Origin of the sequence: Leifsonia sp. C5G2 (assembly GCF_013359685.1) — a bacterium.
GTDB lineage: Bacteria > Actinomycetota > Actinomycetes > Actinomycetales > Microbacteriaceae > Leifsonia.
In genome coordinates this window covers 1-19,559 of sequence record NZ_JABFMV010000015.1, presented here as the reverse complement: position 1 = coordinate 19,559, position 19,559 = coordinate 1, and the positions used below count along the sequence as shown (strand labels likewise).

Here is a 19,559-nt window from a genome sequence, read left to right as displayed (position 1 = left end):
ACTAGGGTTGACCCGGATCAGGGGAACTGAATGACCGATAAGACAGATATCCGCGAACACGACGCAGACGACGTGGTCGCGCGCGTGCTCGCGACCGAGCAGAACCGCGCCAGCGTGACGCTGTTCGGAGACTCCGCTCGCGCGCAGGCGCTGCAGAGCGACGCCCTCGACGGCGGCGCGCACGACGGCGAGCAGTTCGACCGGGAGGAGCGCGCGGCGCTGCGCCGCGTGTCCGGTCTCTCGACCGAGCTGCAGGACGTCACCGAGGTGGAGTACCGGCAGCTGCGGCTGGAGAACGTGGTGCTGATCGGCGTGTACTCGCAGGGCTCCCTGCAGGACGCCGAGAACTCGATGCGCGAGCTCGCGGCACTGGCGGAGACCGCGGGCGCCGCCGTCCTCGACGGGCTGCTGCAGCGGCGGCCGCATCCGGACCCGAGCACGTACCTCGGGCGAGGGAAGGCGGGGGAGCTGGCCGGAATCGTGGCCGCTCTCGGCGCCGACACCGTGATCGCCGACACCGAGCTGGCGCCGAGCCAGCGCCGTGCGCTGGAGGACGTGGTGAAGGTGAAGGTGATCGACCGCACGGCCGTGATCCTCGACATCTTCAGCCAGCACGCCAAGAGCCGTGAGGGCAAGGCGCAGGTGGAGCTGGCACAGCTCGAGTACCTGCTCCCGCGCCTCCGCGGCTGGGGCGAGTCGATGTCCCGCCAGGCCGGTGGCCAGGTGGGCGGCGCGGGTGCCGGTATGGGCTCGCGCGGTCCCGGTGAGACGAAGATCGAGCTGGACCGGCGTCGCATCCACACCCGCATGGCCCGGCTGCGCAAGCAGATCGCCGGCTTCAAGCCGGCCCGGGAGGCGAAGCGGGCGAACCGCAACCGCAACTCGGTCCCGTCCGTGGCGATCGCGGGCTACACCAACGCGGGCAAGTCCAGCCTGCTGAACCGCATCACGAAGGCCGGCGTGCTCGTCGAGAACGCGCTGTTCGCGACGCTGGATGCGACGGTCCGCCGCAGTGTGACCGCCGACGGCCGGCTGTACACGCTGGCCGACACGGTCGGTTTCGTCCGGAACCTGCCGCACCAGCTGGTGGAGGCGTTCCGCTCGACCCTGGAGGAGGTCGCCGACTCCGACGTCATCCTGCACGTGGTCGACGGCTCGCACCCCGACCCGGCGTCGCAGCTGGCGACGGTGCGCGACGTGATCGGCGAGGTCGGCGCGCGCGACATCCCGGAGATCGTGGTCTTCAACAAGGCCGACCGGATCTCCGCGGACGACCGCCTCGTGCTGCGGGGTCTCGAGCCCGGCGCCATCTTCGTCTCCGCCCGCACGGGCGAGGGCGTGGACGAGGTGCTGGCGGCCATCGCGCGGCTGCTGCCGGACCCGTCGCTCGAGGTGGAGCTGGTGGTGCCGTACGACCGCGGCGACCTCATCTCGGCGCTGCACGAGCGCGGCCGGGTGCTCTCGACCGAGTACGTGGAGGAGGGCACGCGCGTCACGGCGCGCATCATGCCGGAATACCACGCGGCGTTCGAGCCGTTCGAGGTGACCGCCACCGCGTAACCGCCGGACCGGACCGGACGAAGGGCCGGACGGAACCGACTGTGTCGAAGGATGACACGGCCGATTCCGTCCGGCCCTTCGCGTTGCTAGATTGCTCGTCAAGCGCAGCGGGCGACCGCTGCCGTGGTGCGACAGCCGAGCCCGGCACCCGCCCGTGAGACCCGCCCTCGCCAGCCGAGCGGCGGGGACATCCCGTGCCGCTGTCCGACCATCCGAGGTTCCACCATGAGCTGTACCGACGCCCGGTACTCGTTCGAGCTGTACCCGCCGCGCACCGAGCGGGCCGCCGCCGCGCTGCCGGCGACCATCGACCGGCTCGCGGCCGTGCACCCGGACTTCATCTCGGTGACCTATGGCGCCGGCGGCTCCTCGCGCACGGCCTCCCTCGACGTGCTGCGCTACATCATCGAGCGCACCGACGTGAGCGCGATGGCGCACCTCACCTGCGTCGGCTCGTCGCACGAGGAGGCGCATCGGCTGATCCGAGAGTTCCTGGACGCCGGGATCCGCCGCTTCCTCGCCGTGCGCGGCGACCCTCCCGCGGACCTGCCCGCGGGGGAGGACGGCATCGGCGACATCCGCACGACCGCCGAGCTGGTGCAGCTCATCCACCGGGTGCAGGCCGAGCGCGCGCCGTACGGCGAACTGTCCGTCCCGGGCCTCCCGGCGCAGGCGGTGCTGCAGCATCGCGAGCACGTGCAGATCGCGGTCGCCGCGTTCCCGAACGGCCACCCGTCGTCCCATTCGATCTCGCAGGACATCGACGCCCTGCTCGCCAAGCAGGCGGCCGGCGCCAATCTGGGCATCACGCAGCTGTTCTTCCACGCCGAGGACTACCTGCACTTCGCGCAGCGCGCGGCGGAGGCCGGGGTGACGTTCCCGATCCTGCCCGGCATCATGCCGGTGACGAGCCCCGCCCGCCTGAAGCGGATGCTGGAGCTGAGCGGCGAGGACCTGCCGAGCGACCTCGCGATCGAGCTGGAGGTCGAGCCGACCGACGAGGGTCGGCGCGAGATCGGCATCGACTGGGCGGCGCGTCTCGGCCGGCGCCTGCTCGACGGCGGCGCCCCGGGCCTCCATCTCTACACGTTCAACCAGCATGAGGCCGTCCTCTCCATGCTGGACCGCATCGGCGTCCTCCCCGAGGGCGGCGCCGAGCACACCCACACCCCGAAGAAACCGGCCACCGAAAAGGAAACAGCATGACCGACACCACCGCACGTCCCGCCTTCCCGGCCGGCACGATCATCGGCTACCCGCGCATCGGCCGCCGCCGCGAGCTCAAGAAGGCCGTCGAGGCGTTCTGGGCCGGCAGCATCACCGCCGACGAGGTGGAGTCCACCGCGGCCGGGCTCCGCGCCGCGACCCGGGAGCGGCTCGCCGCGCTCGGGCTGGGGCGCACCGACGCCGCCATCCCGGAGAGCTTCAGCTTCTACGACCAGGTGCTGGATGCGGCGGTCACGGTCGGCGCCATCCCGTCGCGCTTCGCCGCGCTGAGTGCCGCCGACGGCTCGATCGACCTGGCCGGCTACTTCACGATCGCCCGCGGCGAGGGGGAGAACCCGCCTCTGGAGATGACCAAGTGGTTCGATTCCAACTACCACTATCTCGTGCCCGAGATCGGCCCGGAGACCGCGTTCCGGCTGGCGTCGGACCGCATCGTCCGCGAGTTCGAGGAGGCGCGCGCCGCCGGCTTCGTGACCCGCCCGGTCGTCGTCGGCCCGGTGACGTTCCTGCTGCTCAGCAAGCCGAGCGACGAGGCGCCCGAGGGCTTCCGTCCGCTGTCCCGGCTCGGAGACCTGCTGCCGGTGTACCGGGAGCTGCTCGCCCGCCTGGCCGCGGCGGGCGCGCCGTGGGTCCAGCTCGACGAGCCGGCCCTCGTGAGCGAGAGCATCGACGAGGAGCGGGAGGCAGTGCTCGCCGCCACGCGCACGGCGTACGCCGAGCTCGGCGGCGCCGCCGACCGTCCCGCCCTCTTCGTGGCCGCCCCGTACGGCAGCCTCGACGACGCCCTGCCGGCGCTCGCCTCCACCCCGGTCGAGGCGCTCTCGCTCGACCTGGTGCGCGGCTCCCTTCCGACCGGGCTGGACCCGGCGACCGCGTCCGCGCTCGCCGGGAAGACCCTCGTCGGCGGCGTGATCGACGGCCACAACATCTGGCGCGGCGACCTCGAGGCGGCGTTCGGGACGCTGACCGAGCTCCTGTCGCTCAGCCCGGATGTGGCGGTGTCCACCTCCACGTCGCTGCTGCACGTGCCGCACGACGTCGACGACGAGCCGGAGCTCGACGCGCGCCTGAAAACCTGGCTGGCGTTCGCCGATCAGAAGGTCGCGCAGGTGGCCGTGCTCGCGCGCGGCCTGGTCGACGGCCACGAGGCGATCCAGCAGGAGCTGACCGCGGCGACCGCGGCGCTCGCCGACCGCGCATCGGCGCCCGGGGTCCGCGTGCCCGCGGTGCGCGAGCGCGAGGCCGCGCTGACCGAGGCCGACTTCCGCCGCGGCGACTACGCCACCCGGCTCGCCGCCCAGGACGAGGCCCTGGGGCTGCCGTTCCTGCCGACGACGACGATCGGGTCGTTCCCGCAGACCGCCGACATCCGCCGCTCGCGCGCCCAGCTCGCGAAGGGGCTCATCACCGAGGCCGAGTACCTGGGCCGGATGCGCGACGAGATCAAGCGCGTCGTCGACCTGCAGGAGGAGATCGGCATCGACGTGATCGTGCACGGCGAGCCGGAGCGCAACGACATGGTGCAGTACTTCGCGGAGAACCTCGACGGCTTCGCGGTCACCGTCAACGGCTGGGTGCAGTCGTACGGCTCCCGCTGTACCCGCCCGTCGATCCTCTGGGGCGACGTGTCCCGCCCGGCCCCGATCACGGTCGACTGGTCGGCGTACACGCAGAGCCTCACCGACAAGCCGGTCAAGGGCATGCTCACCGGCCCGGTCACCATCCTCGCCTGGTCGTTCGTGCGCGACGACCAGCCGCTCGGCGAGACCGCGCGGCAGGTGGCCCTCGCCCTGCGCGACGAGATCGCCGACCTGGAGGAGGCCGGCATCCGCGTCGTGCAGGTCGACGAGCCCGCGCTGCGCGAGCTGCTGCCGCTGAAGAAGGCCGCGCAGGCCGACTACCTCGAGTGGTCGGTCGGGTCGTTCCGGCTCGCGACCTCGGGAGCAGGCGACCGCACGCAGATCCACACCCACCTCTGCTACTCGGAGTTCGGCGTGGTCATCGACGCGATCCGGAACCTGGATGCGGACGTGACCAGCATCGAGGCCGCGCGCAGCCGGATGGAGGTCGTGCACGACATCCAGCGCTCCGGGTTCGAGCACGGCATCGGGCCGGGCGTGTACGACATCCACTCGCCGCGCGTCCCGTCGGTCGCCGAGGTGACCGAGCTGCTGGAGACGGCGCTCGACGCCATCCCCGGGCGCCAGCTCTGGGTGAACCCGGACTGCGGTCTGAAGACCCGCGGCTACGACGAGACGGTGGCGTCGCTGCGGAACATCATCGAGGCCACGCGCGCGGTGCGCGAGCGATCGTCGGTCTCCGCCTGACACCCGCGACGCCCCGGGGGGCCGCTCGTCCGCTCTCCGCGGACAGGCTCCCGGGGCGTCGTCGTGTGCGTCAGGATGAGCGCATGGTGCGGATGGCGGACGACGAGTTCGAGCGGATGGTCGGCGACATCTTCGACGCCCTCCCGGACGACATGGTGGGTCCGCTGGAGAACGTCGCCATCCTGATCGAGGACCAGCCGCCCGGCGCGCGGCCGCGGCTCTTCGGGCTGTACAGCGGACGGCCGCTGACCCGGCGGTCGGTGTACGGCTTCGGGGAGCTGCCGGACCGGATCACGCTGTTCCGCAACAACCTGGAGGCGTCGGCCTCGACCGAGGACGAGCTGCGCGCCCGGGTGCGGGTGACCCTCGTGCACGAGATCGGCCACTACTTCGGCCTCTCCGACGCCCGCCTCCAGGAGCTCGGCTGGGCCTGACCCGTCCCGTCCCGCCGTCCCGTCCCGTCCCGTCCCGTCCCGTCCCGTCTCGTCTCGTCCCGTCCCGTCCCGTCCCGTCCCGTCTCGTCCCGTCCCGTCTCGTCTCGTCTCGTCCCGTCTCGTCGAGGCGTGAGTCGTCGCGCTTATCCGGCGCGAGTGGTGACGTCTTGTCACCACTCGGCGGGATGCGGCGGGGTCAGACGGCGCGGAGGACCGCGACGACCTTGCCGAGCACCTGGGCGAAGTCGCCGAGGATCGGCTCGAAGTTCGAATTTCGCGGCAGCAGCCAGGTGTGGCCGTCGCGCTGCCGGAAGACCTTGACGGTCGCCTCCTCGTCGAGCATCGCCGCGACGATGTCGCCGTTCTCCGCCGTGTTCTGCGCGCGGATGACCACCCAGTCGCCGTCGCAGATGGCCGCGTCGATCATGGACTCGCCGACGACCTTCAGCATGAAGAGCTCGCCGTTGCCGACCAGCTGCCGAGGGAGCGGGAAGACCTCGTCGACCTGCTGCTCCGCCGTGATCGGGATGCCGGCCGCGATGCGGCCGACCAGCGGCACCATGGCGGCGTCGCCGACCGGCGTCTGGTTCTCGTAGTCGGGAGTCTCACCGGAGCTTGTGGGCAGGTCGATCAGGATCTCCAGCGCGCGCGGCCGGTTCGGGTCGCGGCGCAGGTAGCCGCTCAGCTCGAGCTGATTGAGCTGGTGGGTGACGGAGGAGAGGGAGGAGAGCCCCACCGCGTCGCCGATCTCGCGCATGCTCGGCGGATAGCCGCGCTGGTTGACCGATCGCTGGATGACGTCGAGGATCGCCAGCTGCTTGTCGCTCAGGTTCTTGCGGCGGCGGGTGCCTCCGCGGGCCTGGTTCTCGTTCGACACGGTCGTCCTCTCCTGGCGTCGGCGTCCTTCGGGGATGCTCCCCGGCAGGAATGTCGGTGGTACCTGATCTGATGTCCTCAGACAGTCGAAACTGTATCCGCGTCCGAAGGGGAAGACAAACATGTGTTCGAGTGTGTCGCGAACTTCGTCGCAGAATTCCGTGCACGACAGCACCTTGCGGTTTTCGACATTCGAAGATACATTCGGAACACAGTTTCGCACCCGCGAGTCTGAGGAGGTCACGGCCATGAGTGCAGCACTGATGAGCGAGTCGGTTCCCACCACGCTTCGCGCGGTCCCGCCGCTGCCCGAGGGCGCGCGCGTCCGGCTCCGCCTCACGCGCCGCGGGCGCGCGGTGCTCTCCGCGATCGTCGCCCTGCCCCTGGTGATCGGCGCGCTGGTCGTCGCATTGAACGGCGGAGGCGCTCTGGCCTCGGGCGAGCAGTCGCACGTGAGCTTCCAGTACGTGACCGTCGAATCCGGCGACTCGCTGTGGTCGGTGGCCGAGCGCGTGGCGCCCAACGCCGATCCGCGCGACGTGATCGCCGACATCGTGTCGCTGAACGGGCTCGAGTCCGCGGTGGTGTCGCCCGGCCAGCAGCTCGCGGTGCCGTCGAAGTACGCACACTGACGGAGGCGGGTCGGCGGTCACCGCCGGGCAGGCCGCGCCGAGCCGGAAGGGCCCATGCGGGGCATGTCACGCAGGGAAACCCCGTGCGGGCGGCTGACTACGATTGGAGGGTGACCTCCCTTTCCGAACTGCCGATCCGTGACGACCTTCGCGGTCGTTCCCCGTACGGTGCGCCGCAGCGCCCCGTGCCCGTCGCGCTGAACGTGAACGAGAACACGCATCCCGTGCCGGAGGACGTGGCGGCCGACATCGTCGCGCGCGTCGCGGCGGCGGTCGGCGGGGTCAACCGCTACCCGGACCGGGAGTTCACCGAGCTGCGCGAGGCGTTCGCTCGCTACCTCGGGCACGGGCTCACGGCCGACCAGATCTGGGCGGCGAACGGCTCCAACGAGGTGCTGCAGCACATCCTGCAGGCGTTCGGCGGACCGGGGCGCACGCTCCTCGGGTTCGCGCCCACCTACTCCATGTACCCGCTGCTGGCGTCCGGCACCGGCACCGCGTACATCGCCGGGACGCGCGACGCCGACTACGAGCTGACGCCCGAGACCGCGGCGGAGCAGATCCGGCGCCACGACCCGGACATCGTCATCCTCTGCTCGCCCAACAACCCCACCGGCACTCCGCTCCCGATCGCGACGGTCGAGGCGGCCTACGAGGCGGCGCGCGGGATCGTCGTCGTCGACGAGGCGTACGCGGAGTTCATGCCGGACGGAGAGCCGTCCGCCCTCACCCTGCTGTCCGGCCGCCCACGGCTGCTCATCTCACGCACCATGAGCAAGGCGTTCGCCTTCGCCGGCGCACGCGTCGGCTACCTGGCCGCCGACCCGGCCGTCAACGACGCTCTGCGGCTCGTGCGCCTGCCGTACCACCTGTCGGCGCTCACGCAGGCGGCGGCGCTCGGAGCCCTCGCGCACTCCGACGAGATGCTCGCCACGGTGGGTCAGATCCGCGGACAGCGCGACCGGCTCGTCTCCGAGCTCGGCCGGCTCGGCTACACACCGCACCGCAGCGGCAGCAACTTCGTGCTCTTCGGCGGGGTGGAAGACCCGCACGCGACGTTCGAGGCGCTCGCCGAGCGCGGCATCCTGATCCGGGATGTCGGCATCCCGCACCACCTGCGCGTCACCGCGGGGACCGAGGCCGAGACGACGGCGTTCCTCGAGGCCCTGGCCGCCCTCGGCCGGCCCGGGCGGGCGGCGGACGACGAGCAGGCGCCCGGGCGCGACCAGGACGCCCCGGTAGACTCGGACGCATGACGAATCGCGCCGCCACGGTCACGCGGGAGACGAGCGAGTCGAGCATCGAGCTGAGCCTCGATCTCGACGGCACCGGCACGTCCGACATCCGGACGAGCGTTCCCTTCTACGACCATCTGCTCACCGCGTTCGCCAAGCACTCGCTCACCGATCTGGTGATCCGCGCGACCGGCGACACCGACATCGACGTGCACCACACGGTGGAAGACGTCGGGATCGTCCTCGGCCAGGCCATCCGCAAAGCACTCGGCGACAAGGCGGGCATCTCGCGGTACGGCGACGCCCTCGTGCCGCTCGACGAGGCGCTCGTGCAGGCGGTCGTCGACATCTCGGGCCGCCCGTACCTCGTGCACACCGGCGAGCCCGCCGGCTTCGAGCTGCACCTCATCGGCGGTCACTTCACCGGGTCGATGGTGCGCCACGTCTTCGAGGCGATCACATTCAACGCGCGCATCACGACGCACATCACCGTCGTCGGCGGCCGCGACCCGCACCACATCGCCGAGGCCGAGTTCAAGGCGTTCGCCCGCGCGTTCCGCCAGGCCAAGGCGCTCGATCCGCTGATCACCGGCATCCCCTCCACCAAGGGAGCGCTGTGACCGGCGGGCGCACGCCCGACGTCGTCGTCTTCGACTACGGCACCGGCAACGTCCACTCGGCCGTCAAGGCGCTGGAGGCCGCGGGCGCGAACGTCGAGCTGACCGGCAACCGGGCGCGCGCGCTCGAGGCCGACGGCCTGCTCGTGCCCGGAGTCGGCGCCTTCACCGCGGTGGTGGACGCGCTCCGCGCCTCGCACGGCGACGAGGTCGTCGACCGGCGCCTGGCGGGCGCACGTCCGGTGCTCGGCATCTGCGTCGGCATGCAGGTCATGTTCGAGCGCGGCGTCGAGCACGGTGTGGAGACCGAGGGCCTCGGCGAGTGGCCGGGCACGGTCGACCTGATCCGGGCCGACGTCGTGCCGCACATGGGCTGGAACACGGTCCGCGCGCCGGAGGACTCGACGCTCTTCGCCGGCCTGCAGGACGAGCGCTTCTACTTCGTCCACTCGTACGCGGCCCAGGAGTGGATGCTGGAGCCCGAGGGCCCCTTCCCGAAGCCGAAGGTCACCTGGGCCGACCACGGCGGTCCGTTCGTGGCCGCCGTCGAGAACGGCCCGCTCAGCGCCACCCAGTTCCACCCGGAGAAGTCCGGCCGCGCCGGCATCCAGCTGCTCCGCAACTGGGTCCGCTCGCTCTAGCGGACTCCGCGCCACCCGTCCGCCCGAGCGGACCGACACGAGGAAACACATGACCGACTTCATCAGCACGCCCCGGCTCGTCCTCCTCCCCGCGGTGGATGTGGCCGACGGCAAGGCGGTGCGCCTCACCCAGGGCGAGGCCGGCAGTGAGACGAGCTACGGCGACCCGGTGGACGCCGCGGCCGAGTGGGCGGAGTCGGGCGCCGAGTGGATCCACCTGGTCGACCTCGACGCCGCGTTCGGCCGGGGCGAGAACCGGTCGCTGCTGAAGCGCGTCATCCGCGAGGTGCACGGTGTCAGCATCGAGCTGTCCGGCGGCATCCGCGACGACGCGTCGCTGAAGCAGGCGCTCGACGCCGGCGCGACCCGCGTGAACCTCGGCACGGCGGCGCTGGAGAACCCGGAGTGGGCGGCCAGCGCGATCAGCGCCTTCGGCGAAGCGGTCGCGGTCGGCCTGGATGTGCGCGGCACCACGCTCGCGGCCCGCGGCTGGACCCGCGAGGGCGGCGACCTGTGGGAGGTGCTCGACCGTCTCGAGGACGCGGGCTGCGCACGCTACGTCGTCACCGACGTCACCAAGGACGGCACCCTGAAGGGCCCGAACCTCGACCTGCTGCGCCAGGTGCTGGAGCGCACCGAGCGTCCCGTCGTCGCCTCCGGCGGCATCTCGAACCTCGACGACATCGCCGCCCTCCGCGAGTTGGTGCCGCTGGGGCTCGAGGGTGCGATCGTCGGCAAGGCGCTCTACGCCGGAGCGTTCACCCTGCCCGAGGCGCTGGATGTCGCGGGACGCTGACGCCGGCGATCCTGCCGAGGGACGCTCAGACGCCGCTTCCCGGCCCACCGACGAGGGCGCGGCCCGGCTGGCGGGCTTCGCCGCCTCCCTCGCCGCGGGCGCCCCGGCCGACTCGGCCGGCCAGCCGTGGGAGGGACGGCACTTCGACGACAACCCGTTCGGCGACGACGACGGCTCGGCCTCGCCCGCGCTGCTCGGTGCCCTCGCCGCATTCCGCGCGGGCGAGGCCGGTCCGGAGGCCGTGGTGGATGCGCTGCGCGAGGCGCGCCTGCTCGTCCCGCTCGTCGCGGAGCTCGGGGAGGAGGGCGAGAACGCGGCCGGGATGCTCGTCGACAAGACGCAGGAGCTGTCGATCGTGACGGTCGCCGGTCCCGACGGCCGCGCCGTGCAGCCGGTGTTCTCCTCGGTCACGGCGCTGCAGGCCTGGAACCCGCAGGCGAGGCCGGTGCCCGTCGACGGACGGCGTGCAGCGCTCGCGGCGGCCTCCGAGGGCACCGAGCTGATCGTGCTCGACCCGACCTCGGAGACGGAGTTCGTGGTGCGCCGGCCCACGGTGTGGGCGATCGCGCAGGGCACGCCCTGGCTCCCCAGCGACCGCGACCCCGACGTCCTCGCCGCGTTCCGCGCCTCCATCGGTCCGGAGCTCGGCGTGCACGACGTGACGCTCGTGGCGGGCGATCCGGCGAGCCGCCTGGCGGGGGAGGAGCTCGTCGTCAGGCTGGCGCTCGCGGCCGGACTCACCCGCGAGGAGCTCGACGCCATCCTGTCGCGCCTCGCCCAGCGCTGGGCGGCGGACGACGTGATCGCGACGCGCGTCGACTCGCTCCGCGTGCAGCTCGTCTCCTCGGGCGATTGACGCCCGCCTAGGCTGGAGGGACCATGACCGTCTTCGTCGCCATCGTGCTGTTCCTGAACGCCCTCTTCAACGTCTTCGCCTGGCCGCGGTTCTTCACCCGGGTCCGGAAGGACGCGCGGGCGCGGGATGCCGCCGGCCGCGCGACCCCGTTCCTCGTCGTGCACGCGGTGCTGCTCGGGGTGGCGCTGCTGCTCGCCCTGGTGTCGGCGGTGGCGGGCGTGCTCCTGCTGGTGGCAGGCTGAACGCATGGCTCTCAACATCACCGGCGACGCCGAGGCGGACGCCCTGCTCGACCAGTCGCCGTTCGCCCTGCTGACCGGGATGCTGCTCGACCAGCAGGTGCCGATGGAGACGGCGTTCGCGGGGCCGGCCAAGCTGCGCGACCGGCTCGGGGCACTGGACCCTGCGAGCATCGCGGCGGTCGACCCGGAGAAGCTCGTCGAGGCGATGAAGCAGACGCCGGCCGTCCATCGCTACCCGGGCTCGATGGCGACGCGCGTCCAGGCGCTGGCGGCGGCGATCGTGTCGGACTGGGGCGGCGAAACGGCGGCGATCTGGACCGAGGGCGACCCGGACGGCGCCGAGGTGCTGCGCCGGCTGAAGGCGCTGCCGGGGTTCGGCGAGCAGAAGGCGAAGATCTTCCTGGCGCTGCTCGGCAAGCGCAAGGGTCTGCAGGCGGCCGGATGGCAGCAGGCCGCGGGGGACTACGGCACCGACGGGTACCGCTCGGTCGCGGACATCGTGGACGCCGACTCGCTGGCCAAGGTGCGGGAGCACAAGCGCGCGATGAAAGCGGCCGCGAAGGCGAAATGACTTCACAGGCGGGCCGATTCCTGGTCCGCCGACGGGTTTCTGTGGACAACGGTTCCGTGTCGGAGGTCGCCGATAGTCTGCTGGAGCAGGTGGTCGCCGGGGCCGCCTGACGGCCCGGGCATCCGCGCCGGAAGGGAGGTCGCCGTGTTCCTGCTCGACGGTGTCATCGTCACGAGCGCCAGCGACCTCACCGAGGCGTCGAAGTGCGAGTTCGCCTTTCTGCGAACGCTGGATGTGAAGCTGGGCCGCCTCGAGAAGACCGAGGAGATCGAGGACCCGATGTACGTGCGGTCGTCCCGCATGGGCGACGAGCACGAGCATCGCATCCTGGAGCGCTACCGGGAGCGCTTCGGTGCCGGTGTCGCCGAGATCGAGCGGCCGCCGCAGCTCACCGCCGAGAGTCTCGCCGAGGCCGTGCGCCGCACGTCGGAGGCCTTCGAGCGCGGCGCGGAGGTCGTCTTCCAGGCGACATTCTTCGACGGGTCGTTCGTCGGCTTCGCCGACTTCGTGGTCCGGCTGCCGGACGGGCGCTATCGGGTGCAAGACTCCAAGCTCGCCCGCAGCGCGCGCGTGACCGCCCTCCTGCAGCTGGCGGCCTACGCCGAGCAGCTGCGGCGGATGGGGGTCGACGTCGACGACACGGTCGAGCTCCTGCTGGGCGACGGGTCGGTGAGCGAGCACCACCTCTCCGACATCGAGCCGGTGTATCGCAAGCGGCGCGCGCGCCTGCTGTCCATCATCCACGAGCACGTCGCCGACGACGGGCCGGTCGCGTGGGGCGACCTCCGTTTCACGGTCGACGGCCGGTGCGACACGTGCGACGCCGAGGTGCAGGCTTCGCGCGACGTGCTGCTCGTCGCCGGGATGCGGGTCACCCAGCGGGAGCACCTGATCGCGGCGGGGCTCGGCACGATCGACGCGCTCGCCGCGTCGACCGGGCCGGTCGACGGCATCCCCGAGGGCACGCTGGAAAGCCTGCGCGAGCAGGCGCGGCTGCAGCTGGAGGCCGTCCCCGGCAGCCCACCGCCCGTGCGCGTGTTCAATGCGCCGGTGCTCGCCGTGCTGCCGCAGCCCGATCCCGGCGACATCTTCTTCGACTTCGAGGGCGACCCGCTCTACACGGAAGGCGCTGGGGAGCGCTGGAATCTCGACTACCTGTTCGGCCTGGTCGATCAAGAGGAGAACTTCACCGCGTTCTGGGCGCACGACTTCGCGGCGGAGCGGGTGGCGCTGGAGGCGTTCCTCGCCTTCGTGCGCGACCGGCGTGCCGCGTATCCCGGCATGCACATCTATCACTACGCGGCCTACGAGCAGACGCACCTGCTCTCGCTCGCCGCCCGCCACGGCGTGGGCGAGGAGGAGGTCGACGGCCTGCTGCGCGACAGCGTCATGGTCGACCTCTACCCGCTGGTGCGCAAGGCTGTGCGGGTCGGCTCGCGGTCGTACTCGATCAAGAAGCTCGAGCCGCTGTACATGGGCGACCAGCTGCGGGAGAGCGAGGTCACGAACGGCGCCGACTCGATCACCGAGTACGCGAACGCGCGCGACCTGATCGCGCTCGGCCGCGACGATGAGGCTCAGCCGCTGCTCGACGACATCGGCGACTACAACCGCTACGACTGCGTATCGACGCTCCGGCTGCGCGACTGGCTTCTGGCGCGGGCGGCCGAGAACGGCATCCCGATCGGCGCGAGCCCGGTGGAGGAGAGCGACGTCGCTCCCGACGAGTCTCCGCTCCGGGCAGGGCTTCTGGCGTTCGCGGGGGACCCGCTCGATCCGCACCGCAGCAGCGACCGGGAGGCCATGGCGCTGGCGGCCGCGGCCATCGACTTCCACCGGCGCGAGCAGAAGAGCTTCTGGCAGTCGCACTTCGCTCGTCTCATCCAGCCGATCGAGGAGTGGGGCGAGAGCCGCGATGTCCTGGTGGTGGAGCAGGCCGTCGTGCTCCGCGACTGGTACCTCGACGAGGGTCAGCGGGTGGAGCGGCGCGAGTTGCTGCTGACGGGCGCGTGGGGTGCGGGGAGCTCGGTGCGGGTGAGTGAGCGAAGCGGTCCATACCTGCTCTACGAGTACCCGGGGCCGTTCCGGCAGCCGCGCGCCCAGCCGGGTGCCCGGGCCGCGCGCACCGTGTCGATCATCGAAGCGCTCGACGAGGGGTCCATCGTCGTGCGCGAGACGCTTCCGCCCGAGGTGCCGCCGTACCGCGACCTGCCGAGCGCGCTCACACCGGCCGCACCGCCCGACTCGCGGCGCCTCGGCGAGGCGATCCGCGAGTGGGGAACGGCGCTGCTCATTGCGCGTCACCACGACACGTGGCCCACGGATGCCACGGTCGATCTGCTGCGCCGGACGCCGCCGCGCACACGCTCCGGGGCGCTGGCGCCGGTGGCCGGTGACGACCGGACCGCGGCCGTCGTGAGCAGCCTCCTCGACCTCGACCGCTCCTACCTCGCAGTGCAGGGCCCTCCCGGCACGGGCAAGTCGTACCTGGGCGCCCACGTCATCGAGCGCCTCGTCGCCGAGCACGGCTGGAAGGTCGGCGTCGTCGCGCAGTCGCACGCCGTCGTCGAGAACCTGCTCGACCGCGTCGTCTCGGCGGGAGTCGCACCCGAGCAGGTCGGCAAGGTGCCGAGCGGCGGAGCACGCGCCGACGATCCGGAGTCGGCGGACGCCGTCGGGCACCGGTTCACCCCGCTGCCCGCCAATGGGCACCTGGAGTTCGCGGGCGTCAACGAAGGCCGTGGATTCGTGCTCGGCGGAACGGCGTGGGACTTCGCCAACCCCGCACGTGTTCCGCGCGGCAGCCTCGATCTGCTCGTCGTCGACGAGGCGGGCCAGTTCTCCCTCGCGTCGACCATCGCGGTCGGCGTCGCGGCGAAGAACCTGCTGCTGCTCGGGGACCCGCAGCAGTTGCCGCAGGTCAGCCAGGGGCGTCATCCCGAACCCGTCGACGGCTCGGCGCTGGGCTGGATCAGCGATGGGCACGACGTTCTCCCGCCCGAGTTCGGGTACTTCCTGGCGGAGACGCGCCGCATGCACCCGGCGCTCGCCTCCGCGGTCTCTCAGCTGTCGTACGAGGGCAAGCTGCGCGCACACGCCGGCGCTTCGGAACGGGAGCTCGGCGGCGTCGAGCCCGGAGTGCATCCCGTGCCCGTCCTGCACGTCGGCAACGCGACCGCGTCGCCCGAGGAGGCGGAGGCGGTGGTCGCTCTGGTGCGCGACCTGCTCGGGCGCTCCTGGACCGACCCGGCCTCGCACCGCGACGACGACCCCCTCGGCGAAGACGACGTGATCGTCGTCACGCCGTACAACGCCCAACTGGCCGAGGTGCGCGCGCTGCTCGACGCGGAGGGCTACCGCGGCGTCCGGGTCGGCACCGTGGACAAGTTCCAAGGGCAGGAGGCCGTCATCGCGATCGTCAGCCTCGCCGCCTCGTCGGCGGCGGACGTGCCGCGCGGCATGTCCTTCCTGCTGATGAAGAACCGTCTCAACGTCGCCATCTCCCGCGCCAAGTGGGCCGCCTACCTGGTCCACTCGCCGGAGCTGACCGAGTTCCTCCCGACCACGCCGGCCGGGGTGAGCGAGCTGAGCGGCTTCATCCGGCTGGTCGAGCCCGCGGGCCGGCTCGCCGGGGTTCCGGTCGGGTGAGCGTCGGGCGCGACGCTCGGTCTGGACGCTCGTGGCGCCGCGACGCCGGGGCTGACGCTCGCGACGGCCACGATGTTACGCTCGTGCCGTGTCACCGGAGGAGCTGCAGACGCTCGCGCACCTGCGCCGGGCCCGGGACCTGATCGACCGCGACTACGCGAAGCCGCTCGACGTCCCGACCATGGCCTCGCGCGCCTTCATGTCGCCCGCCCACTTCTCCCGGCAGTTCCGCGCCGCGTACGGCGAGACGCCGTACAGCTACCTGATGACGCGGCGGATCGAACGTGCGATGGCGCTCCTTCGCGGCGGGATGAGCGTGACCGACGCCTGCATGGCGGTCGGCTGTACCTCGCTCGGCTCGTTCAGTTCGAAGTTCAGCGAGATCGTCGGAATGACACCGACCGAATACCGGGCACGCGAGCACGAGGCGGTGCGTGCCATGCCGGACTGCATCGCCAAACAGCGCACCCGTCCGGTCCGGAGCCGGGCGTCCTAGCGGCCCGACCGTCCACAGCCGGCGCATCCCCCCGGCTCTCCACAGAAAGCAGTTTTGGAGAAGCGCCCCCGGTCCCGGCTTCCTAGAGTCGACTCATGACCGTTTCACTCCAGTACTCGCAGATCACCGTCCTCGACCCGGAGGAGTCGCTCGCGTTCTACCGCGACGCCCTCGGCCTCGACGTCCTCCAGGACGTCACCTCCGGCGACCACCGCTGGGTCACGCTGGGCGTCGCCGGCGCGGATGACGCGGCCGTCGTCCTCAGCGACGCCTACGCGGGCCGGTCGCAGGCCGACGGCGACGCGCTGCAGCAGCTCGTCGTGAAGGGCGCGATGAGCCCGATCGTCTTCCGCAGCGACGACATCGACGCCGCCTTCGAACGCGTGCGCGCCGCCGGTGCGGAGGTGCTCCAGGAGCCGATCGACCAGCCGTGGGGCCCGCGGGACTGCGCCTTCCGCGATCCGTCCGGCAACATGGTCCGCATCCTGCAGTCCACGCGCGCGGAGCAGAACGCCTGAGCCCGGGTCAGTGCAAGGCCGGGTCAGCGCGATGCCGGGTCAGCGCCCGGCGCGCGTGACCGAGACCGGGACGAACTCGCGCACGGGGTGAGCGATGGTGGCCGCGCACGTGCTCAGCAGCGGCTCGGAGAGACGTTCTCCGACCTCCACCGTCAGCCGTTCGTCGCCGTGCTCGAGCTCGACGGTCCAGCCGTGCGGGTGCGGGTGCTCCGACAACACCCGGAAGGCGTCGATCCTGTCGTCGCCGGTGGAGGTCCGCGCGGAGGCCTCGGCGGCCTGGGCGGCCGTGCTCAGCGACGTCCGTCCGCGGAGGAGGTCGGGCAGGACCCGGCGCTCCGCATAGCGGGCGACGACGGTCTCGGCCCGCTCGGCGTCCACGCGACCGTAGAGCAGTCCGTGGGGGAAGAGGATCATCGTCGCGGCGAACCGGTCCCCACCGAGGTGCGAGCACTCCCAGGTGAGCTCGGGATGCCGCGCGGCCAGCGCCTCGACCACCGGGCGCCCGCGCACGGCACAGCACTGGTCGTGCCGGGCATGCGCGCAGACGGCGACGATCGGAGCGTCGCTCCGCTCGCCCGCCGACCCGTCCAGCGGCAGGGTCAGCAGCTCGGCCGGGTCGGAGACCCGCCCCCAGCGGACCTCCTCGCGGCCCGGGCGTGAGTCGACCAGCGCCCAGCGCCAGGACGACTGGTCGCGCCGCTCCGGAGCGCGCAACCGCGTGCGCCGGATGGCGAGGGGGCGGAGGCCGGCCGCCTCGGCGCGGGCGACGATCCGGGCGCCGAGCGCGGGATCGAGGTCCGAGTCGAAGAACGCGTGGCGCCCCCACCCCGACTCCAGCTCGACCAGGAGCCAGCGCTCGCCGAAACCGGCGGTCCCGGCCAGCGGGTCGCCGCGCTCCAGGGCCCGGTCGCTGCACGGCAGCCACCCGGGCACCACACCCGCGCCGCTCGCCGGGCTGGACGGTGCGCCCGACGGTGGGCCAGACGGTGCTCCGGTCACGTCGCCGACGCGGTTCCGAAGTCCGCGGTGGCGCTGCGCTCGCCGTCCGACAAGACGCCGGCCTCGTCCGCGAGGTCGAACTCGCCCGCACCCGCGTCGGCCGGGCCGACCGCGCCTGCGTCGCCCTCCGTGCCGACCGCACCCGGGCCGGTTCTGCCGTCCGCCGACACGACGATCCCCTCGCGGAGCAGCCGTCGTGCGACCACCACGGCGGACCGCTCGTCCAGCGGCAAGGCGCCGACGGCGACCGGCCGTCCCGACAGCAGCGTCTCGACGGCCGCGCGCGCGGCGATCGGCAGCGCGACCTTCTTGGTCGGGAGCCGCACGGTCACCGTCTCCACCTCCACCGTCACGTCGGCGCCGAGCCCCGGCCGCACGACCACCACCGTGTCCGGACCCATGCCGTCGGCGGCGGCGATCGTCGCGAGCGGGCGCACGGGTGCAGCCGGCGAGTCCGAACGCCGCCGGCGGCGCAGCCGCTCGGATACAGCGGCCGCGACCGCCTCCCGCGCCGACGGGTCGGCGAGGGCCGCGATGAGCGCCTCCACCGTCTGTTCGACGACGGGTGCGACCGCGGACGGGTCCGCCGGGTCGAAGCCCAGGGGGAGCGACGCGCGGAGCTCGGCCGTGTCCGCGGCCCGCGCCACGGCCTCCTGCACCACGTCGTGCCGCGTGTAGGCGGCCACGCCGATCGTGAGGTGCACGGACACCCCGCCCAGCGCCTCCGCCGAGTGGATCCAGCCACGCGGCAGGTACAGCGCGTCGCCGGGGCGGAACGTCTCGTCGATGGTCGGCTGCTCCTGCACCCGCGCGGCCACCTCGGCGCGGTGGTCGCTCCACGGCTGGTCGCGGAGCGGGTCCACGTGCACCGGCTCGTGGATGCGCCAGTGCTTCTCGCCCGCGATCTGCAGCACGAACACGTCGTGCACGTCGTAGTGCGGGTCGAAACCGCGGGACGACGCCGGGGTGATGTACGCGTTCACCTGGGCCGGATGCCCCAGCTCCTCCGCCAGCCGGCGCGAGAACTCCGCGATCGGCGGCCAGGTGCGGTGCAGGCCCTGCAGCACGAGCGTCGCGCCGTCGGCGAACTCGGCCAGCACCTTCGCGGCGTCGAGCTGGTCGGCCACCTCGGCGCCGAAGCCGCCCGGGCCGGTGAAGCGGGCGGCCGGCAGCACCGTGCCCTCCTTCGCCATGCGGACGAACGGGGTGCGCAGTGCGCGCGACGACACGAGCTCATCGACCGCGTCGAGGCTGAACAGGTCGGAGAAGTCCTCACCGAGATCCGCTGCTCGCGTGAACAGCGGGCGGCGCCCCCAGTGGCCGGCGGCGAATTCCGCTCGGCCGACAGGCACGCAACGCGAAAGCGCGGGCCGGTCGCCCGGCCCGCGCCCGTCCGTCGCCATCAAGCGGACCCGTCGGCTCCGCCGTCGTGGCCGCCCGGGTTGGCGCCGCCGTCGGCCGGGCCTTCGCCCGCGGCCGATCCGTCGGCTCCGCCGTCGTGGCCGCCGGGGTTGGCGCCGCCGTCGGCCGGGCCTTCGCCCGCGGCCGATCCGTCGGCTCCGCCGTCGTGGCCGCCGGGGTTGGCGCCGCCGTCCGCCGGGCCCTCGCCGCCGCCGGTCGCTTCGGTGCTGATGTCGTCGTCGTCGATGTCGCTCATTCCGTCTCCCGTCCTGACCGCGCTGGTCGCGCTGTGACGCTCACACTACGCGCGGCCCAGCGCGGTCGTAAGAGCCGCCGGGTGAACGTCGGCCGTCACATTTCGCAAGACGTTTTGGCCGCTTCCGGCGACCCGGGGGAGGCTGTTCCTGCCGCCACACCGTCCGCCGGCACCATCCCCCTTCACAAGAGAGAGGCACCGCCATGTCCGACGCCACCCCGCCCGCC

General features: G+C 72.4%; 19 protein-coding genes. 15 read left to right on the top strand and 4 right to left on the bottom strand.

Features of this window, described 5'->3' with window-relative positions; all coding sequences use genetic code 11:
* Window positions 1-30: 30 nt before the first annotated feature.
* The 4 genes from hflX (at window position 31) to HNO83_RS16950 (ending at window position 5,548) form a co-directional block, all read left to right on the top strand.
* Window positions 31-1,560, top strand: coding sequence for a GTPase HflX (gene hflX / locus HNO83_RS16965; RefSeq protein ID WP_175338715.1), 1,530 nt, complete (start codon window positions 31-33; stop codon window positions 1,558-1,560).
* Window positions 1,561-1,785: 225 nt separating this feature from the next.
* On the top strand, window positions 1,786-2,766 hold the full coding sequence (locus HNO83_RS16960; RefSeq protein ID WP_175338714.1) for a methylenetetrahydrofolate reductase: 981 nt from the start codon (window positions 1,786-1,788) through the stop codon (window positions 2,764-2,766).
* On the top strand, window positions 2,763-5,114 hold the full coding sequence (gene metE / locus HNO83_RS16955) for a 5-methyltetrahydropteroyltriglutamate--homocysteine S-methyltransferase (RefSeq protein WP_175338713.1): 2,352 nt from the start codon (window positions 2,763-2,765) through the stop codon (window positions 5,112-5,114). The genes HNO83_RS16960 and metE overlap by 4 nt, the downstream gene beginning before the upstream one ends.
* Window positions 5,115-5,197: 83 nt before the next feature.
* Complete coding sequence (locus tag HNO83_RS16950) at window positions 5,198-5,548, top strand: metallopeptidase family protein (protein WP_175338712.1); 351 nt, start codon at window positions 5,198-5,200, stop codon at window positions 5,546-5,548.
* Window positions 5,549-5,744: 196 nt separating this feature from the next.
* Here HNO83_RS16950 and lexA read toward each other — a convergent pair whose 3' ends face one another.
* Window positions 5,745-6,425, bottom strand: coding sequence for a transcriptional repressor LexA (gene lexA / locus HNO83_RS16945; RefSeq protein ID WP_175338711.1), 681 nt, complete (start codon window positions 6,423-6,425; stop codon window positions 5,745-5,747).
* A gap of 247 nt (window positions 6,426-6,672) precedes the next feature.
* On the opposite strand from lexA, the gene HNO83_RS16940 reads away from it, so the two are divergent.
* From HNO83_RS16940 to HNO83_RS16890, 11 genes are all read left to right on the top strand, one after another.
* Window positions 6,673-7,056: a LysM peptidoglycan-binding domain-containing protein gene (locus HNO83_RS16940; protein WP_502708439.1), complete on the top strand. Its 384-nt coding sequence runs from the start codon at window positions 6,673-6,675 to the stop codon at window positions 7,054-7,056.
* A 110-nt stretch (window positions 7,057-7,166) separates the two neighbouring features.
* Window positions 7,167-8,312, top strand: coding sequence for a histidinol-phosphate transaminase (locus HNO83_RS16935; protein WP_175338710.1), 1,146 nt, complete (start codon window positions 7,167-7,169; stop codon window positions 8,310-8,312).
* Window positions 8,309-8,911, top strand: a complete 603-nt coding sequence (gene hisB, locus HNO83_RS16930) for an imidazoleglycerol-phosphate dehydratase HisB (RefSeq protein ID WP_175338709.1) — start codon at window positions 8,309-8,311, stop codon at window positions 8,909-8,911. The genes HNO83_RS16935 and hisB overlap by 4 nt, the downstream gene beginning before the upstream one ends.
* Window positions 8,908-9,549: an imidazole glycerol phosphate synthase subunit HisH gene (gene hisH / locus HNO83_RS16925; protein WP_175338708.1), complete on the top strand. Its 642-nt coding sequence runs from the start codon at window positions 8,908-8,910 to the stop codon at window positions 9,547-9,549. Before hisB ends, hisH begins: the two co-directional genes overlap by 4 nt.
* A 49-nt stretch (window positions 9,550-9,598) precedes the next feature.
* Window positions 9,599-10,345 (top strand): bifunctional 1-(5-phosphoribosyl)-5-((5-phosphoribosylamino)methylideneamino)imidazole-4-carboxamide isomerase/phosphoribosylanthranilate isomerase PriA, encoded by a 747-nt coding sequence (priA, locus tag HNO83_RS16920; protein ID WP_175338707.1) that lies wholly within the window; start codon window positions 9,599-9,601, stop codon window positions 10,343-10,345.
* The gene (locus HNO83_RS16915; protein WP_175338706.1) at window positions 10,329-11,201 is read left to right on the top strand and encodes an SseB family protein; all 873 of its coding nucleotides are present in this window, start codon (window positions 10,329-10,331) and stop codon (window positions 11,199-11,201) included. Before priA ends, HNO83_RS16915 begins: the two co-directional genes overlap by 17 nt.
* A gap of 23 nt (window positions 11,202-11,224) precedes the next feature.
* A complete protein-coding gene (locus HNO83_RS16910) occupies window positions 11,225-11,443 on the top strand; it encodes an SCO4848 family membrane protein (protein WP_175338705.1) in 219 nt (72 codons plus the stop codon).
* A gap of 4 nt (window positions 11,444-11,447) precedes the next feature.
* A complete protein-coding gene (locus tag HNO83_RS16905; protein ID WP_175338704.1) occupies window positions 11,448-12,014 on the top strand; it encodes an HhH-GPD-type base excision DNA repair protein in 567 nt (188 codons plus the stop codon).
* A 144-nt stretch (window positions 12,015-12,158) separates the two neighbouring features.
* Window positions 12,159-15,662 carry a TM0106 family RecB-like putative nuclease gene (locus tag HNO83_RS16900; RefSeq protein ID WP_175338703.1) on the top strand — a complete coding sequence of 1,168 codons (3,504 nt, stop codon included), beginning with the start codon at window positions 12,159-12,161 and terminating at the stop codon, window positions 15,660-15,662.
* An 88-nt stretch (window positions 15,663-15,750) separates the two neighbouring features.
* A complete protein-coding gene (locus HNO83_RS16895) occupies window positions 15,751-16,158 on the top strand; it encodes a helix-turn-helix transcriptional regulator (RefSeq protein WP_175338702.1) in 408 nt (135 codons plus the stop codon).
* A 95-nt stretch (window positions 16,159-16,253) separates the two neighbouring features.
* Window positions 16,254-16,676 (top strand): VOC family protein, encoded by a 423-nt coding sequence (locus HNO83_RS16890; protein ID WP_175338701.1) that lies wholly within the window; start codon window positions 16,254-16,256, stop codon window positions 16,674-16,676.
* A 39-nt stretch (window positions 16,677-16,715) separates the two neighbouring features.
* On the opposite strand, the gene HNO83_RS16885 is transcribed toward HNO83_RS16890, so the two are convergent.
* From HNO83_RS16885 to HNO83_RS16875, 3 genes are read right to left on the bottom strand one after another with little or no spacing between them, the layout of a single operon-like run.
* Entirely contained in the window at window positions 16,716-17,612 is an 897-nt protein-coding gene (locus HNO83_RS16885; RefSeq protein ID WP_349627269.1) for a ferredoxin family protein, read from the bottom strand.
* Between the two features lie 59 nt (window positions 17,613-17,671).
* On the bottom strand, window positions 17,672-19,078 hold the full coding sequence (locus tag HNO83_RS16880) for a cupin domain-containing protein (RefSeq protein ID WP_175338700.1): 1,407 nt from the start codon (window positions 19,076-19,078) through the stop codon (window positions 17,672-17,674).
* Window positions 19,078-19,332 carry a BatC protein gene (locus HNO83_RS16875; protein WP_175338699.1) on the bottom strand — a complete coding sequence of 85 codons (255 nt, stop codon included), beginning with the start codon at window positions 19,330-19,332 and terminating at the stop codon, window positions 19,078-19,080. Before HNO83_RS16875 ends, HNO83_RS16880 begins: the two co-directional genes overlap by 1 nt.
* Between the last annotated feature and the right edge of the window lie 227 nt (window positions 19,333-19,559).

Coding starts and splice junctions, on each gene's coding strand:
- HNO83_RS16910 (WP_175338705.1), top strand. CDS start 11,225: ATGACCGTCTTCGTCGCCATCGTGCTGTTCCTGAACGCCCTCTTCAAC.
- HNO83_RS16875 (WP_175338699.1), bottom strand. CDS start 19,332: ATGAGCGACATCGACGACGACGACATCAGCACCGAAGCGACCGGCGGC.
- HNO83_RS16940 (WP_502708439.1), top strand. CDS start 6,673: ATGAGTGCAGCACTGATGAGCGAGTCGGTTCCCACCACGCTTCGCGCG.
- HNO83_RS16950 (WP_175338712.1), top strand. CDS start 5,198: ATGGTGCGGATGGCGGACGACGAGTTCGAGCGGATGGTCGGCGACATC.
- priA (WP_175338707.1), top strand. CDS start 9,599: ATGACCGACTTCATCAGCACGCCCCGGCTCGTCCTCCTCCCCGCGGTG.
- HNO83_RS16880 (WP_175338700.1), bottom strand. CDS start 19,078: ATGGCGACGGACGGGCGCGGGCCGGGCGACCGGCCCGCGCTTTCGCGT.
- HNO83_RS16960 (WP_175338714.1), top strand. CDS start 1,786: ATGAGCTGTACCGACGCCCGGTACTCGTTCGAGCTGTACCCGCCGCGC.
- hflX (WP_175338715.1), top strand. CDS start 31: ATGACCGATAAGACAGATATCCGCGAACACGACGCAGACGACGTGGTC.
- HNO83_RS16890 (WP_175338701.1), top strand. CDS start 16,254: ATGACCGTTTCACTCCAGTACTCGCAGATCACCGTCCTCGACCCGGAG.
- HNO83_RS16915 (WP_175338706.1), top strand. CDS start 10,329: ATGTCGCGGGACGCTGACGCCGGCGATCCTGCCGAGGGACGCTCAGAC.
- hisB (WP_175338709.1), top strand. CDS start 8,309: ATGACGAATCGCGCCGCCACGGTCACGCGGGAGACGAGCGAGTCGAGC.
- metE (WP_175338713.1), top strand. CDS start 2,763: ATGACCGACACCACCGCACGTCCCGCCTTCCCGGCCGGCACGATCATC.
- HNO83_RS16905 (WP_175338704.1), top strand. CDS start 11,448: ATGGCTCTCAACATCACCGGCGACGCCGAGGCGGACGCCCTGCTCGAC.